General features: G+C 61.6%; 15 protein-coding genes. 9 read left to right on the plus strand and 6 right to left on the minus strand.

Going from position 1 to position 15362, the window contains the following annotated elements; all coding sequences use genetic code 11:
• Nucleotides 1-296: 296 nt before the first annotated feature.
• The 7 genes from BLP82_RS21865 to BLP82_RS21895 all read left to right on the plus strand — a co-directional run bounded on the left by BLP82_RS21865 (nucleotide 297) and on the right by BLP82_RS21895 (nucleotide 6008).
• Entirely contained in the window at nucleotides 297-878 is a 582-nt protein-coding gene (locus BLP82_RS21865) for a YjfI family protein (RefSeq protein WP_003205989.1), read from the plus strand.
• Between the two features lie 22 nt (nucleotides 879-900).
• Nucleotides 901-1599 (plus strand): PspA/IM30 family protein, encoded by a 699-nt coding sequence (locus BLP82_RS21870; RefSeq protein WP_003205987.1) that lies wholly within the window; start codon nucleotides 901-903, stop codon nucleotides 1597-1599.
• A 390-nt stretch (nucleotides 1600-1989) separates the two neighbouring features.
• A complete protein-coding gene (locus tag BLP82_RS21875) occupies nucleotides 1990-3024 on the plus strand; it encodes an ion channel (protein ID WP_092172840.1) in 1035 nt (344 codons plus the stop codon).
• Entirely contained in the window at nucleotides 3011-3673 is a 663-nt protein-coding gene (locus BLP82_RS21880) for a DUF2491 family protein (RefSeq protein ID WP_092172843.1), read from the plus strand. The genes BLP82_RS21875 and BLP82_RS21880 overlap by 14 nt, the downstream gene beginning before the upstream one ends.
• Nucleotides 3674-3688: 15 nt before the next feature.
• Nucleotides 3689-4117, plus strand: a complete 429-nt coding sequence (locus BLP82_RS21885) for a DUF350 domain-containing protein (RefSeq protein WP_060740436.1) — start codon at nucleotides 3689-3691, stop codon at nucleotides 4115-4117.
• 19 nt (nucleotides 4118-4136) lie between these two features.
• Nucleotides 4137-4838 (plus strand): DUF1190 domain-containing protein, encoded by a 702-nt coding sequence (locus tag BLP82_RS21890; RefSeq protein WP_092172846.1) that lies wholly within the window; start codon nucleotides 4137-4139, stop codon nucleotides 4836-4838.
• 12 nt (nucleotides 4839-4850) lie between these two features.
• Nucleotides 4851-6008: a glutathionylspermidine synthase family protein gene (locus BLP82_RS21895; protein ID WP_092172849.1), complete on the plus strand. Its 1158-nt coding sequence runs from the start codon at nucleotides 4851-4853 to the stop codon at nucleotides 6006-6008.
• 238 nt (nucleotides 6009-6246) lie between these two features.
• Here the strand turns inward: BLP82_RS21895 and BLP82_RS21900 are convergent, their stop codons facing one another.
• The 6 genes from BLP82_RS21900 to BLP82_RS21925 all read right to left on the minus strand — a co-directional run bounded on the left by BLP82_RS21900 (nucleotide 6247) and on the right by BLP82_RS21925 (nucleotide 12176).
• Nucleotides 6247-7179: a phosphatidate cytidylyltransferase gene (locus BLP82_RS21900; RefSeq protein WP_060740439.1), complete on the minus strand. Its 933-nt coding sequence runs from the start codon at nucleotides 7177-7179 to the stop codon at nucleotides 6247-6249.
• Nucleotide 7180: 1 nt separating this feature from the next.
• Nucleotides 7181-7801, minus strand: coding sequence for a lysophospholipid acyltransferase family protein (locus BLP82_RS21905; RefSeq protein WP_003205972.1), 621 nt, complete (start codon nucleotides 7799-7801; stop codon nucleotides 7181-7183).
• 194 nt (nucleotides 7802-7995) lie between these two features.
• Complete coding sequence (locus BLP82_RS21910) at nucleotides 7996-8451, minus strand: hypothetical protein (protein WP_092172851.1); 456 nt, start codon at nucleotides 8449-8451, stop codon at nucleotides 7996-7998.
• Complete coding sequence (locus BLP82_RS21915) at nucleotides 8441-9784, minus strand: phosphatase PAP2/dual specificity phosphatase family protein (protein WP_092172853.1); 1344 nt, start codon at nucleotides 9782-9784, stop codon at nucleotides 8441-8443. The genes BLP82_RS21910 and BLP82_RS21915 overlap by 11 nt, the downstream gene beginning before the upstream one ends.
• A complete protein-coding gene (locus BLP82_RS21920) occupies nucleotides 9784-11541 on the minus strand; it encodes a bifunctional alpha/beta hydrolase/class I SAM-dependent methyltransferase (protein ID WP_092172855.1) in 1758 nt (585 codons plus the stop codon). The genes BLP82_RS21915 and BLP82_RS21920 overlap by 1 nt, the downstream gene beginning before the upstream one ends.
• Nucleotides 11542-11552: 11 nt before the next feature.
• Nucleotides 11553-12176 (minus strand): CDP-alcohol phosphatidyltransferase family protein, encoded by a 624-nt coding sequence (locus tag BLP82_RS21925; RefSeq protein ID WP_092172858.1) that lies wholly within the window; start codon nucleotides 12174-12176, stop codon nucleotides 11553-11555.
• Nucleotides 12177-12722: 546 nt separating this feature from the next.
• On the opposite strand from BLP82_RS21925, the gene BLP82_RS21930 reads away from it, so the two are divergent.
• Both BLP82_RS21930 and BLP82_RS21935 read left to right on the plus strand, forming a co-directional pair.
• On the plus strand, nucleotides 12723-13181 hold the full coding sequence (locus tag BLP82_RS21930) for a GNAT family N-acetyltransferase (RefSeq protein ID WP_092172861.1): 459 nt from the start codon (nucleotides 12723-12725) through the stop codon (nucleotides 13179-13181).
• A 135-nt stretch (nucleotides 13182-13316) separates the two neighbouring features.
• Nucleotides 13317-15362: YD repeat-containing protein (locus tag BLP82_RS21935; protein WP_256576654.1), on the plus strand; the 2046-nt coding region annotated here is incomplete at its 3' end.

The following is a 15362-nucleotide window of genomic DNA, read 5'->3' on the forward strand; positions in this document are numbered from 1 at the left end:
GCTCGCGATGGCGTCGGTAAATCCAGCCTCTCTGCAAACTGATACACCGCTATCGCGAGCAAGCTCGCTCCCACAAGGTTCATCAGCCATTTGTGACAAATAAAAATCTCACGCGTGAGCTATTGTGGGCTTTTGAAACTACCTGTAGTGTTTCTCACGCGTGAGTTTTTCACAGTGGGGTCAGTACCATGCCAACCAGCGCTCCATCAGATCCGCCTGACGGGTCTGTGACCGATTCAGCGAGCCGCACGGGAGAGCGCGCCAAGCCCTCCGCGAAAAAACCGTCGAGCTTCTACATGAAGCAGATGCGCGCGGGCCTGAGTGCCGCCGGGTATGTGAAACACGAGACTTGGGTGCTTCCCGAAAACCGAAGCCTGCTCAAGCAAATGGAGAAACAGCTACGCCAACCGATTCTGGCTGGCTCATTCATGTCGGAGGATTACATGAGCGCAGGTAATAACTGGAACATCGATCGCCTCTACAGCGCCCTTCAGGCCCTGGACGAAGTGGTCGCGAACGACATCACCCTCTCCCTCGTCCAAGGCTCCGAGTCCAGCATCAAGCTGGAAATGAATGATTTCGGTGGCTTGCCGATCTACATCGCAGTCGTGGGCGACCAGATCATCGTCGATACCGTCCTGGTGGATGTCGAGTCGATCAGCGACGTGGCGGCCTTCAACGACGCCGTGTTGCGCAGCCGGGAAATGTTCCCGCTGTCGTCCATCGGCATCGAGACCATGCCCAACGGGCAAGTCGTCTACAACATGTTCGGCGCGCTGAGCTCCGACTCCAGCCTGACCAACGTCGTCACCGAAGTCAAAACCCTCGTCGACAACGTCCAGCGCGCCAGCGAAGCCTTCGAACGCTTCTTCATTTAATTCACCGAACAGGAACTATCCAATGACTCAGTCCATCTGGAGCAAATTGTTCACCGCACTGCGTGGCGGTGCCAGCGAAGTCGGTGAATCGATCGTCGACCAACAGGCCCTGCGCATCCTCGACCAGGAAATCCGCGATGCCGACAGCGCGCTGGCCAATGCCAAGCGTGAGCTGGTCACCATCATGGCCAAGCACAAGCTGGCGACTGATCGCGTCGGCGAATACAACGCCAAGATCAAGGACCTGGAAGCCAAGGCCCTGGCCGCGATCCAGGCCAACCGCGAAGACCTGGCGCTGGAAGTGGCCGAAGCCATTTCGACCCTGACCAACGAACTGGACGCCGAGCAAAAGCACGCGACCGAATTCGGCGGCTACGCGGACAATATGCGCAAGGACATCACCAAGGCCGAAAGCCGCATCAAGAGCCTGCGCCAGCAAGTGGACATGGCCAAGGCCCGCGAAAGCGTGCAGAAGGCCCAGGTCAGTGCCTCCATCGCCAGCGGTGGCGCCAATGGCAAGCTGGAAACCGCCGTCGGTACGCTCAACCGCCTGCAGGCCAAGCAACAGCAACGTGCCGCTGAACTGCAGGCCCAGGACGAACTGGCCGAAGCTTCGACCGGCTCCGACCTGGAACGCAAGCTGCGCGATGCCGGCATCACGCCGAACGAAGGCAGCGCCAATGCGATCCTGGAACGCCTGAAGAAAAAATCGGCTGAGTAACGGGCTGGGCCTTGCCTGGGTGAAGACCAGCCAAGGCAAGCCAGGCACATACCTTGTGGCGAGGGGATTTATCCCCGCTGGGCTGCGCAGTAGCCCTAGGACCTGACACTTCGGTGTGTCAGTTTGGTGGTGTTCGCTGCTTTGGGGCTGCTACGCAGCCCAGCGGGGCGGTGCGACGTTTCGATAAATCCCCTCGCCACAGGTTTGTGCTCGGCATCAGGGTTTTGTGCTTGAGTTCTGCTTTCCTGGAAATCACCGGGTTTATTGTCACCGAAGTACTTTTATCCAAGCCCGGCAACAGGTTTAATGCTGTCCGGTCACTAAGTTCGGCATTCACATGCCAGAGCGATGATCCCGCCAGGAACGAAGCCCCACGGAGTCAGGGACGAAATGTCGATTTTCCTTTTGTTGCGCACCTACGCATCGTCCTTCTTCCATCGGTTCGGCTGGGCCGGCCTGGCCATTGCGTTGGGCGTGCACCTGTCCACGGCCTGGATCGGCCTGGTGCTGCTGGGCGAGCAACACCTCATCACCGCCGCCACGTTTATCTACTTCTATCTCACCACCACGCTCACCGTCGGCTATGGCGATCTGTTGCCACAGACATCCGCCGGGCGAATTTTCGTGGCGACCTGGATCATGCTCGGGGGCATTGCCCTGTTGACGACGGTCATCGGCAAAACCACCAGCAGCGTCATCGATGTTTGGAGAAAAGGCATGAAGGGCAAAGGCGATTTCACCGGCAAGGTCGGCCACACGGTTCTCATCGGCTGGGAGGGCGCCTCCAGCGAACGGGTCATCGACCTGCTGCTGCAGGACGAAACCTCCAATGACAACCTGATCGTCATCTGCGATTGCGATCTCGAAGAAAACCCTATGCCCGGCAAGGCGTCATTCATCAAGGGCGACAGCCTGTCCTCCGTCGCACTGCTGCAGCGCGCTGGCGTGCCGGGTGCAGAACGCGTGCTGGTGCGCACCCATTCCGACGACCTGACCCTGGCCACCGTGCTGGCGGTCAATCAACTGGGGCCTGCCGGGCATGTAGTCGCCCACTTCAATGACAGCGAAATCGCCGCCCTCGCCAGCGCCTATGCCCCAAGCCTGGAATGCACCTCCAGCATGGCCATTGAAATGCTGGTGCGGGCCTCCCAGGATCCGGGCTCGTCAGTGGTCATCAATGAGTTGCTCTGTGTGGGGGAAGGCGCCACCCAGTACCTGATGAAACTGCCCGAGGCGTTTGAAGCGACGTTCGGCGAGCTCTACACCCGGATGAAAGAGCAGCATAACGCTACGCTGATCGGCTACCGCGCCCAGGGCGCCCGCCACCCAGCGATCAACCCGCCCGGCACCACGCGCGTTGTGGGCGGAGAACTCTTCTACATCGCCTCCACGCGACTCAAGGAAATTTCCCATGGGGTGGTTTAAACAGTTGATGGGGCTCGAGGCTCCGAACGCGAAGACGACAGCCAGCCATGGCGCCCCCGTCACCGGGCCGTTGGGCCTGGCCTCCGGCAAGCAGGTCATGTTCGATGCCACGCTCAAGTTGCTGCTCGACGGCAACAGCACCGTGGTCATCCCGGGTTCCCAGCAGGTCTGGAGCCTGGGCATCGTCGACCTCGGGCAGTCGAACTGGCTGTCGCGCTGCTACATGAACGACGAAGACTACTGGCTGCAAGTGCACACCAGCGGTGACATCGCCGGGCAGGTCGAGTCGGTGATCCTGTTCAACTACCTCAGCTACGTCACGATCAACAGCGAAGCGGAGTTGCGTCGCCTGGCCGGCCCTGAAAGCCTGATCGGCCTGCCGACCTACACCCACGACGGCGTCGAGTACAGCCGCGAATGGGGCACCGAGGCGGGCCAGACAGAATTGGTGACGTTGAGCGAGCGCGTGAGCAATCCGGATGAGTCCTACAGCGTCGAGCACCGTTCGATGCTGTACGCCCGCGACACCGGCCTGACCGATCGCCGGGAGTTCCTGTTGTTCTCCGTCGAAGAGGACGCCGAAGGCACCGTCAGCCTGAGCACTTCGCTGGGTATTTCGCTGTACACCACTGACCTGAACACTCTTTGAATAAGGAAGAAGTCCATGCTTGAAGCGCTCTCCATTTCCCTGAACAAGGCCGCCGTGTTCGGCTTCGCCCTGTACATCCTCGGCGCCGCCGTGCTGTTCGCGCTGTTCCAGTTCATCTACATCCATGTCACGCCGCACAAAGAGTTCGAACTGATCCGCTCGGGCAACGTGGCGGCGGCGATCGCCCTGAGCGGTGCCCTCATTGGTTTCGCCATCCCGGCCAGCAACGTGATTGCCTACTCGATCAGCATGCTGGATTTCGTCGTCTGGACGGTGATCGCCGCTGTCGTCCAGTTGCTGGCGTTCCTGGTGACCAGCCTGGTGCTCAAGGGCGCTTCGGCGCGCATCAAGCAGGGTGAAATCGCCGCCGGTATCTACATCGCCGCCGTGGCCATCAGCGTCGGCCTGTTGAACGCCGCGTGCATGACGCCGTCCACGAACTGATTGCGCCACGGAGAACCCGATGAAACGAAGCAAGTATGTCCAGCTTTCGCTGGCCGCGTCGGTCGCCCTGGCGATATCCGGTTGCGGGCCTGCGGAAAAAACCTACAAGTTGCAGAAGAAGTACAACTTCCAGTCCGTCCAGGAATGTGTCGATGAAAAGCTGCCGGTGGACATTTGCTCCACCGCCTACATGACCGCCATGGGTGAGCATCGTCGCATCGCGCCGGTATACGATAGCAAGGCCGATTGCGATGCCGACTTCGTGCCCGATTGGTGCCAGCAGGACTCGGCCGGCAAGTTCCTGCCCAAGCTGGGTGGTTTCGAGCTGAACGCCGATGGCGAAGTCACGCAGTCCGAGGTCGATGCCGCCCGGGCCCAGTTGCCGGCTTCGGAAGCGAACGTCGGTGGATCAGGCTTTGGCAACCTGTTGACCGGCCTGTTGATCGGCAACATGTTGAGCGGCAACCGCAGCAGTTATTACTCCGAGCCGGTCTACCGCTACCGCGATGACCGCGGCAACTTCGGGTCCTCGACGCTGAGCCAGCGGGTTTCCAGCGGCTCGACCTTTACCAAGTCCAATCAGGCGCGGTATGGCAGCTACACCGACTCCATCAAGACCAGCAAGGCGATGTCGGTCGCTTCGTCCACGTCTCGCGGCGGCTTCGGCAGCAAGTCCAGCGCCCGCAGCGGTTGGGGCGGATCGAGCAGCTCCGGCGGTTGAGGAACCAGCGCCATGAAGAAGATCCATTGCGCAGAGCGTCCTGACTGGAAGCAGACCGCCGAGCAGCTCGGCTTTCTGTTCCACACCATCGACGACGAACCCTATTGGGACGAAAGCGCGTACTACCAGTTCACCCTCAAGCAGATCGAGGACGACCTGGAAGACCCGACCACCGAGATCCATGACATGTGCATGGACCTGGTGGCCCGCGTGGTCCAGAGCGAAGAATTGCTGGAGCGCCTGAGCATTCCTGCGCCGTTCTTCGACCTGGTGCGCACTTCATGGCTTGAAGGCCACCCGCACCTGTATGGGCGCATGGATTTCTCCTACAACGGCAGCGGCCCGGCCAAGCTGTTGGAGCTCAACTACGACACGCCGACCAGCCTCTACGAAGCGGCGGCGTTCCAGTGGGGCTGGTTGGAGCAATGCATCGAGCGCGGCACGCTGCCGGCCCATGCCGACCAGTTCAACAGCATCGACACCAAGCTGCACCAGGCCTTCGCCCAGTTGCAGCTCACCCAGCCGTTTTATTTCGCCTCGATGAAAGACTCAATCGAAGACAAAGGCACCACGGACTACCTGCGTCTGATCGCGGAAAAAGTCGGCATCGAGTCGCGGCACATCGATATCGAAGACATCGGCCTCAACAGTGACGGGCGTTTCGTCGACCTGGAAGAGCGCTGGATTCCACACCTGTTCAAGCTGCATGCCTGGGAGTTCATATTCCATGAGCCCTTTGGTGCGGCGATTGCCCAATGCGATACGCAGTTTTTCGAGCCGGCCTGGAAGTCGATCATCTCCAACAAAGGCATCCTGCCGTTGCTGTGGGAGTTCAACAAAGGCCACCCGAACCTGCTGGCGGCTCACCTGGATACCGATACCAGCAAAGCCGTGCCCAAGGGCTGGGTGCGCAAGCCGTTCTTTTCCCGGGAAGGTGCCAACATCGAGCTGCAGACGGCTGACGGCTTGATCGTAAAAGAGGACGGCCCGTACACCGACGCGCCGTTCATCCTCCAGGAATTCGCGCCGCTGCCGAAGTTTGACGACAGCTACACCCTGATCGGCTCCTGGGTCATTGGCGACCAGGCGGCTGGCATTGGCGTGCGGGAAGACAACAGCCTGATCACCAAGGATTCGAGCCGGTTCCTGCCGCACCTGATCCTCGACTGACCGATTGCCATCCGCTCTTGTGGCGAGGGGTTTATCTGTGGCGAGGGGATTTATCCCCGCTGGGCTGCGAAGCAGCCCCACGAGAACTCAACTCAATCTGTCTGCAGTACCGAGGTATGGCTTTTTAGGGCTGCTTCGCAGCCCATCGGGGATAAATCCCCTCGCCACAAGAGCGCTTGGCAGTGGGCCAGTGAAGGAGCAAGCAACGCCCCCTGTGGGAGCTCGCCTAAGACTTTCCTCAGGTCCACCAGTACCGCACCAGGTGGAAGAAGATCGGTGCCGCAAAGCACACCGAATCCAACCGATCGAGCATGCCGCCATGGCCTTCGATCATGTGGCCCCAGTCCTTGACGCCACGGTCGCGTTTGATCGCCGACATGACGATGCCGCCGGCAAACCCCAGCAGGTTGATCAGCAAGGCGATGAGGAACGACTGCCACGGATTGAACGGCGTGATCCACCACAACGCGCCACCGATCAGCGAGGCCAGGAAAATGCCGCCGACAAAGCCCTCGACGGTTTTCGAGGGCGACAGGTTCGGCGCGATCTTGTGTTTACCGAACAGCTTGCCGCACACGTACTGCAGCACATCCGACAACTGCACCACGATCACCAGGTAGGCGATCAGCAACAGGTTGCGGCCTTCGAAACCGGCGATGTCCAAGGTCAGCAGGGCGGGCACGAAGGAGATGCAGAACACTGCGATCATCAAGCCCCACTGAACCTTCGAGGCGCGCTCGAGGAAGTGTGTGCTATCGCCGCCCAGGGACGCCAGGATCGGCAGCAGCAGGAACACATACACCGGGATGAAGATCGAAAACAGCCCGTACCAGTCGTAGTAGATCAACAGGTATTGCAGCGGCAGCGCCAGGTAGAACGCCGCCACCAGGGCCGGGTAGTCACTGCGTCGGGTCGGTGTCAGGGTCAGGAATTCCCGCAGGGCGTAGAACGACACGGCGTAGAACAGCAGGATGACCGCCGCGTTGCCGAGCCAGAACGCCACGCCGATCACCAACACCATGATCCACCAGGCATTGATCCGGGCGTTGAGGTTATCGATCACCGAGTTCGGCGCGCCGCGGGTTTTCAGCCTGAGAATGAAACCGATCAACGAAGCCAGCACCAGGATGGCGCCAATCCCGCCAAACAACATCAGGGTATATCGATCCATGTCAGACGTGCTCCGGGGCCAGTGCCAGCAGCGCGGCGCGGCTGCGTTCAAGGAATTGCTCTTTGCTTTCGCCTTCTTCGATGCACAGCGGCGCGCCGAAACTGGTGGTGCATAACAGCGGCAGCGGCAGCACACGACCCTTGGGCATGACGCGGTTGAGGTTGGCGATCCACACCGGGATCACCTCGACCTCGGGGTGATTTTTCATCAAGTGATAGATCCCGCTCTTGAAGGGCAACAGGCCTTCCTCCGGATTGCGCGTACCCTCGGGGAAGATGATCAGCGAGTCGCCGTTTTCCAGCGCATCGAGCATTGGCTGCAATGGGCTGTAGGAAGGATCCTTGCGCTCGCGGTCCACCAGCACGCCGTTGAACACCCGGTTGATGATGTAGCGACGCACCGGGCTGGTTTGCCAATAGTCGGCTCCGGCTACCGGGCGGGTGAGCTTGCGCAGCGCCGGCGGCAGCGAGGCCCAGAGCAACACGAAGTCGCCGTGGCTGCTGTGGTTGGCGAAGTAGATCCGTTGCACCGGCGTCGGCGCGCAGCCGAGCCACAGGCTGCGAGCGCCCGTGACCATGCGGGCGGCGGAGGTGATGAGGTTGGCGACCACGGGTTCGAACATGAGGATTCCTTGTCCTGAGAAACGTAAGCATAACTGTGGCGAGGGAACACACCCTTTGTGGCGAGGGGATTTATCCCCGCTGGGCTGCGCAGCAGCCCTAAAGCAGTTAACTCAATCTTCTTGGCACACCGAGGTGCCTGGTTGGGGGCTGCTGCGCAGCCCAACGGGGATAAATCCCCTCGCCACAAAACGATTTAGATACTTGAAGCTAACCAGGGGCTGGCCAGGATGAAGCCCAGCACCAGGACGACTTGTACGGCCAATAATCGTGACTGCCGACGCAGCAGCAACAACGCGCCGTGCCGGCGTTCAGTCCAGAGACGCCCTGCACGTGCGGCCGGTTGCAGGCCCAGGGAGGTGAGGGCTTGATCCAAGGTATAGGTGCGCTCGGCCAGGGACTGGGTGCTGTCAGCCATGCGCTGGAACAGATCGGCATCGAATGCCACGCGCAGTGCCCAGTATTTTTCCAGCACGCCGAGCACCAGTAGCGCCACACTCAACAGCAGCAACCACGGATCGATGACGCCCACCAGCCACTGCCCCAAGCCCAGCAGCGCCCCAAGCAGCGTCAGCCCGGTGGACAGCTGATCCAGCGAATGACCCCGGCGCAACAGGCTCGCCACGGTGTGGAGCTCCATGTCACTGATCATGGACGTGCCCCCGTGCTATGGATAATTGCTCCAGCGCCCGACGGTGCGCCGCCTGCAAAACGATACGCGGACGGGCGCGCTGGATTTGCACGATCGCCGCATCGACGTTCGCCGCCCGGCCGCTGTGCAGCAACCAGGCCACCACCGCCGTGGCGCTGCGCGAATAACCCAAGGCGCAGCAGACCAGCACCGGCCCGTGCTGGCGCAGGCTTTCGATGGCTTCTGCCGCGTTCAGGCATTGTTCGGTGGTCGGTGCCGTGAGGTCGAGCACCGGCAATGAGCGATAGGCGACGCCCGTGCTATCCATGGACAGTTCCGCGCAGAGGTCGAGCACGCCGGTAAACGCACTGTCCTTCAATTCCATCGGCGTGGGGATTCGCCCCAGCCAGACGTTATCCGCCACTTGGTCGGGCTGCGGATGCTGGCGCGTCCAGCCGCGAGAATTGATCCACGCCGCCGCCAGATAAGGCGCCAGCAACCAACGCGCTGCCGGACTCAAGCGACCATCGGCACGCTTCTGGAAACCGTCGGCACCGAACACCAGGTAATTCAGCGCCACCATGAGCACCGCGACCGCCGGCCAGATCAGCCAGAGCCACGCGCCGCCCAAGGCAAACGCCGGAACAAACAGCGCCGCCGCGCCCAGGCCATAACGCAAGGCCAGGCGTCGGCGAGCAGGATCCGCCGCCAGACGCGCACTCAGCAGCGGACTGGGTCGATCCAGCGGCCACAACCACACGCACAGCCAACCGGCCAACGCGCCCGTGGGCAGGTCAATGAAGTGATGTTGATACGTGGTCAGCACCGACACGCCGATCAACGCGAACCAACCGTGCATCACCCAACGCCAGACCCCCTGCAAATGCCGCTGATAGCAGACCCAAAGGATGACCAGCAACGCAATGTGCAGCGACGGCGCCTGGTTGAACGGCTTGTCGAAACCCGCCAGCACTTCGAACAACCAACCAAACACCCCGTCCATTTCCGGGCGGGGGAAAGTGAAGCGCAACGGCCAGAGCAAAAAGCAACTGACCGCAATCACCTGCGCCGTCAGCAGGCGCAAGGCATGGCGCTTGAGTTCGTCGCGGCTGGTGGGCAATAGCAAGGACAGGCCGTACAACAGATCGATCGACCAGTAAGGCACGATGGTCCAGGCCATGAACGGCATGTGGGTTTCCCAGGCGAACACCAGCGTGCCGACGTCGTCACGCTGGGAGGTGACCCAGGTGGCGAAGCCGTAGGTGGTGAAGAACAGCGGCGCCAGCAATAGCAGCCACAGCACCGCCGGTTTCAGCAGTGCGGGTTCGCGGGCCGGAGCGATGACGGCGCTCATTACTGCACTCGCTGCGCCAGGGAAACGCTGAAAATGCCCCATTCATCGACCCGCAGGGTGATCTTGCGGAAGCCCGCCGCCTCAACCAATTGGTCCATTTCCGCCTGGGTACGTCGACGCATCACCCAGGCCTGGCCGGCGCGGTGGCTGGTGAGGGCGCGGGCGATCAGTTCCAGCTGCGGGTGCCACGGCTGGCCGGTGTAGACCAGGAAACCGCCAGGCTCCACGGCTTCGGCCAGGCCCGCGAGGGAACCACCGACCAGTTGGTTGTCGGCAAACAGCTCGTACAGGCCCGACACCACGGCGAGGGTCGGCTTGGGTTCCAGCGCCGCCAGGTCCTGGCGGTCGAAGGCATCACCTTTGACGAATCGAGCGATATCGCCCAAGCCTTTTTCAACGATCAGCGCACTGCCATCGCGCACGTTGATGTCGCTGTAGTCGCGCAGCAGGATCGACTCGGGCAACGGGCTGACGCCTTGCAGGGCTTCGAGAATGTAACGGCCATGGCCGGCGGCGATGTCGACGATGCGCACCTCGCGGTCCTGGGCGCGCAACTCGGCCATCGCCAGGCGCAGCAGCTCCTCGACGTTCAGCTTGCGCTGGCGAATGCCGCGCCAGCCGATGGAGTTCAGGTAGTTCTGGTCGATCATCTTGCCCAGCGCCGAGGTACCGGTGGGGCGGTTGCGGTAGACGTAATCCAGGGTACTGCCGGAGTCGAACCCGGTGTCGAAACCCAGCTTCACCCCGGCCGACAACTTGCTGCCAAAGCGCATGCTGGCACGGGTCATGCGCCAGTAGAGGTCGCGCAGCGAGTTGTGGGGCAGCGGCGTGGCCAGGGTTTCGGCTTCGGCACAGGTCGCGCCCAGGCGATCGGCGTCCAGCAGAGAAGGGCGGTCTAGCGGTCGGGCGAAGTTTTGCAGGATGAAGCGGCGCGCACTGGCAACGGCGGGCGCGCGGTTCTTCTCGCCGAGGGTGTCGTGGAAGAAACCCGGCAGGATGTGCTTTTCCTTGTGCAGGCTGCCCAGGCGCTCGAAGAATTGCTCCTGGGGTTTGCGGTGTACCACGAAGTCCGAACCGGAGATCAACAACTGCGTCGGCACCTGGATCGCCTGGGCATCGGCCACCACGCGGTCGGCGGCTTCGTACAGGCCCAGCAGCACGTTCACCGAAATGGCCTTGGTGATCAACGGATCGCTGTCGTAGGACGCCACCCGCTCCGGGTCATGGCTGAGGAATTTCGCCTTGACGTAGCTGTTGACGAAGAAATTGCCGCGGAACTTGCGCATCAGCGCCAGGCCCGGACGGGCAAACGGCACGTAGAGCTTGACCTTGAACGCCGGCGACGCCAGCACCAGCGAGCGAATGCGCGGCGCGTAGTCGTGGACCCAGGTGGACACGATCACCGCGCCGACGCTTTGTGCGACCACGGCGATGTTCGCTTCGTCGATCTGATGCGCCGATCCGATGTGATCGCAGAACGTCTGCACGTCCCGCGCACTGGTGGCGAAGCTCGGGCTGTCGCCCCGTTCGCCCGGCGACTGGCCATGGCCACGGGCGTCCCAGGCAAAGAAGTCGAACCCGGGCAGGTCCAGTTCGTCCACCAGGTGCGCGATGCGCCCGGAGTGTTCATGACCACGATGAAACAACAACACAGCCTGGCGGGGTTCACCCGCTGCCGCGTCGACAGCCGGCCAGTGTTGGTAGAACAGTTCCACGCCATCGTGGGTGGTGAATGTCCGGTGTTGGGCTTCGCGCATTGCAAGTTCCTTTATGCTGAGGGAGCGTTTTCCTTCACCTGGTCCAGGCCATGACGCACCCGATTGACCAAGGTATAAACCAGCAGGGCGGCAACCACCGCCATCACACCATTTATCCACAGCGTCCCGAGCCAACCCAGGGCAATACCGGTCGCCAACACGCCGAACACAAAGGCCCGGTCACTCTTGCCCATCGGCCCGTCATACCGCCGCGAAGCCCCCACCATCGCCCCCAGCACGCCGGCGTATTCGCTGAACAGCGCCAACAGCGTGACCAACAACACGAGCAGAAGACTGGTATCGGCAAACAAGGCAAAAGGCAGGATCAGGGCAACGTCGGCGATGATATCGCATAGCTCATTGAGGTAGGCGCCCAGATGGGATTGTTGACCAAACTCCCGCGCCAGCATGCCATCCACCGCATTCAACGCCATGCGCAGGAACATCCAGACCGGAACCAGGACGAAAATCCACGGATGGCTGGCGAACCAGGCAATCACCGCCCCCACCAACACCGAGACGATACCCGCGAGCAGGGTGACCTGGTTAGCGGTGACCCCGTTGTTGTAGAGGCGTTGAACCATGGGGCGCAGCAGGTTTTGAAAGGCAGGCTTGAGTTGGTAGATGGAGGGCATCGGGGGAAGATCTCGGCCGGTTGCGGGGCTGGGGCTTATACAGATGCGAGATTACGATAGGTTGAAGGGTTGCTGGCGGGTATTTCTCGAGAATGCGCGCGGGTAGGCATCTATTCGCGCATTTATCTGCGCAAGACACTCCGGAAAATTGAAAAAACACAGACCCATGGCGAGGGAGCTTGCTCCCGCTGGGCTGCGGTAGGAGCTGCCGAAGGCTGCGATCTTTTGATCTGATCTTTCGCTTGATACTCAATTGGTTTTGGAAAGATCGCAGCCTCGTTTCACTCGGCAGCTCCTACGGCGCAGCCGAGCGGGAGCAAGCTCCCTCGCCACAATGATTCATACAGCCTTAAGTTAACCAGCGCCTGTGAGAACAGCAGTCCGCGCATTCCCGACCCCACCACAAGTCCCCTGTGGGAGCGAGCTTGCTCGCGATGGCGGTGCGTCAAACAAAAAGATCTTCAGCCGGCTGGCACCGGCATCCACAATGGCGGTAAAACCGACTCAAACCCTCCCGCCGGGGCAAATAAACAAGGAGTGTTTTAAATGCTGCGAATCGATTGGCTCGCCAACCACATGGATAAATGCGACCAGATGGCCGAGTGGCTCCATCGGGAGTTCAGTTATGAATTTGCCCAGCAGTCCCTCGCCAGTTGGCAGCAGGAGTTCGCCGCGGGGCAGCAAGATGGCCGCTGGAAATGCCTGATCGCCACGGAGCACGGCCAGTTGCTCGGTGGTGCCTCACTTGCCAGCCACGACCTGCCTGACCGGCCAGACCTGGGTCCATGGCTGGCGTGTGTATTCGTCAGCCCAGACGCCCGGCGCAGAGGGCTTGCGGCGCAGTTGATCGACGGCATCTGTAGCGATGCGCGAGCGGCGGGCCACACCACCTTGTTCTTGCACACCCACAGTCAGCGTGACTATTACACCAAGCTGGGTTGGGACGTGCTGGAGCGCTTTGAGGCTTGGGGGAAAGCGCAATGGCTGATGGTGCGGTGTTTATAGCTATCGGCGAGGCTTCCACGCCAAGCGTTTAAATTTAGCGAATCGCCCTACATCCCTTGTCCCCTTCCACTGACTTAATTCCCCTGTCATCCCCGGCAGAGTCTCGCGTTCGTCCCCGCACCGCGAGATTCCTGCATGTTTGCCCCCGACAAGCTCCTGGCCCTGAACAACACCATCGGTTCTTTGGTGATGGCGGCCATGGACCCCGAGCAGCCGGATGTCGAGGCGGTTTTCCAGGACTTTCGAAACTGCCTGAACGACTACGACGCCTGGGCTGAAAGCTTTTGGGCCGGGTGGGCGCTGGACCTTGAACAGGTATTCAAGGTCGGCAACGAGGTGTCCCTGGCGGCGCCGAAGAATCTCGATCAACCCATCAGTACCACGGTGGTCGCGTGCCCGGCGAGTGGGCCGCTGACGCTGGTGCACATGTTCCAGGCGGCGCGTTTTGTGCCGATTGGCGATACCCCGGTGATGCTGGAGCCCGTCACCGGAGGCGAGCCCGGGAAGGAAACCTTTGGCGAGCCAGTGCATCACGTCATTGGCCCCAGCGGCATCCTGGAAATCCCCGAATGTTGGCGTGGCGGGCGCTACCGCATCACTTTTTTTCCCCATGTGACGGCCGATCACGTCAAGGCGCTGTATGCGTCCTACCAAGGGGTGATGGACGAACTTGAGGGCTGGCTGAAGGCCGAGTGGGACGAGTTTCAACCCCTGTGGGCGGAGTTTTCCGACGCCGGATTTCGCGAACGTTATGACCTGTTGCAGCAGGCCGATTGGCGCGGTTTTGAAAACGCCCTGCATCAGCTATGGGATGACGTTAAACAGGTTTTCGAGCTGCTGGCCAATCTGCAGGCCAATAGCGAAAAGCTCCTGGAGTATCTGACCCAGGTTGAACTTGAGCAGTTACTGAAAACGTCATCCGCGGCCATCGCCAAAGGACTGATGGTGTTGAGCGACGAGCCGTTGCTCTTCGTTCACGTGGCCGCATTCACCAGTTGGCTGCGAATGTTGCCGCCTCAGTACATGGCCGAAGTCGTGGGCGAAATGCGCGCTTCGGTGCTGATCAACTTCCTGTTGATGCGATTGACCGGCGCCCTGGGCATGGGCGTGCGAATGAGCTGCAAGGTACTTGGCCAGCTCCGCTCGGAGCGGGCTCGCGAATGGTTAACCGCATCAAGCCTCAGGCTGGCCCAACGCTCCACCGACCGGCTCGACCGGCATGCCGATGTGCTGAAGCCGTTGGTGGTCAGCGCCCAGCGCGCGCCCTTGAAGCCGACGCCTGTCGGACCTTTGCACATCACCCCTGAACACTCTGCGCCATTGTCTGTGAGCAATCCGGCCGCCGTGGCGCGGGAAAAGTCCCAGTCTTCTACCCGCCTGAGCAAATACGAACCCCACGACGACGCCCCGGCCCAATCGAAAAACCCCAACGGCGACAGCGCCGACACCGCGGCCCAGACCCAGACCAGCGGCTGCCCGGTGTCGATGGTCACCGGCGAAGAACTGCTGACCCTGGACGACGGCACCCTCGACGGGCGCTTGCCGTTCGTCTTCACCCGTTTGTACCGCACCAGCGCCGTCGAACTGGACGTCGGCCTCGGGCGCGGCTGGAGCCATGCCCTGGCCCATCGCCTGGAGCTCAAGGGCGAGCAGGTCACCTGGGTCGACCAGGAAAACCGCCGCACGATCTTTCCATTGCCCACCACCCAGCGTCCGGCGATCCACAACAGCCTGGCCCGGGCGGCCATCTACCTGGGGGCCGAGCCGGACGAACTGATCATCGCCCAGCCCGGGGAAAACGCCCCGTTCCTGCACTTTCGCGACGGTCACCTGATCGCCCTCAGCGACCGCTACGACAACCGCCTGACCGTCCAGCGCAACATCCACGGCGACATCAGCCGCCTGGACAACGGCGCCGGGCGTTCCCTGCGCCTGCGTTACGAACAGCGCCACCTGGTCGCCGTCGACTACCAGAGCTTCCACCCGGCCCTCACCCTCGACGAGGCCTGGCGGACCGAACAGACGCTGGTGTCCTACCGCTACGACGGACGTTTCCGACTGATCGAAGCGACCAATGCCGCCGGTGAAAGCGAACGCTACGACTACGACGACCAGCACGTCATCCTCCAGCGGCAACTGGCCGGCGGGGCGAGCTTTTACTGGGAGTGGCAAGGCGTCGGG

This window comes from Pseudomonas sp. NFACC37-1 (assembly GCF_900101575.1).
In the GTDB taxonomy this organism is placed as follows: domain Bacteria; phylum Pseudomonadota; class Gammaproteobacteria; order Pseudomonadales; family Pseudomonadaceae; genus Aquipseudomonas; species Aquipseudomonas fluorescens_AA.

Bases quoted from the DNA above. Each gene is read 5' to 3' on its own strand.
- BLP82_RS21900 (WP_060740439.1), bottom strand. From the start codon at position 7,179: ATGGATCGATATACCCTGATGTTGTTTGGCGGGATTGGCGCCATCCTG.
- BLP82_RS21875 (WP_092172840.1), top strand. From the start codon at position 1,990: ATGTCGATTTTCCTTTTGTTGCGCACCTACGCATCGTCCTTCTTCCAT.
- BLP82_RS21905 (WP_003205972.1), bottom strand. From the start codon at position 7,801: ATGTTCGAACCCGTGGTCGCCAACCTCATCACCTCCGCCGCCCGCATG.
- BLP82_RS21870 (WP_003205987.1), top strand. From the start codon at position 901: ATGACTCAGTCCATCTGGAGCAAATTGTTCACCGCACTGCGTGGCGGT.
- BLP82_RS21885 (WP_060740436.1), top strand. From the start codon at position 3,689: ATGCTTGAAGCGCTCTCCATTTCCCTGAACAAGGCCGCCGTGTTCGGC.
- BLP82_RS21880 (WP_092172843.1), top strand. From the start codon at position 3,011: ATGGGGTGGTTTAAACAGTTGATGGGGCTCGAGGCTCCGAACGCGAAG.
- BLP82_RS21895 (WP_092172849.1), top strand. From the start codon at position 4,851: ATGAAGAAGATCCATTGCGCAGAGCGTCCTGACTGGAAGCAGACCGCC.
- BLP82_RS21915 (WP_092172853.1), bottom strand. From the start codon at position 9,784: ATGAGCGCCGTCATCGCTCCGGCCCGCGAACCCGCACTGCTGAAACCG.
- BLP82_RS21925 (WP_092172858.1), bottom strand. From the start codon at position 12,176: ATGCCCTCCATCTACCAACTCAAGCCTGCCTTTCAAAACCTGCTGCGC.
- BLP82_RS21920 (WP_092172855.1), bottom strand. From the start codon at position 11,541: ATGCGCGAAGCCCAACACCGGACATTCACCACCCACGATGGCGTGGAA.
- BLP82_RS21930 (WP_092172861.1), top strand. From the start codon at position 12,723: ATGCTGCGAATCGATTGGCTCGCCAACCACATGGATAAATGCGACCAG.
- BLP82_RS21865 (WP_003205989.1), top strand. From the start codon at position 297: ATGAAGCAGATGCGCGCGGGCCTGAGTGCCGCCGGGTATGTGAAACAC.
- BLP82_RS21910 (WP_092172851.1), bottom strand. From the start codon at position 8,451: ATGATCAGTGACATGGAGCTCCACACCGTGGCGAGCCTGTTGCGCCGG.
- BLP82_RS21890 (WP_092172846.1), top strand. From the start codon at position 4,137: ATGAAACGAAGCAAGTATGTCCAGCTTTCGCTGGCCGCGTCGGTCGCC.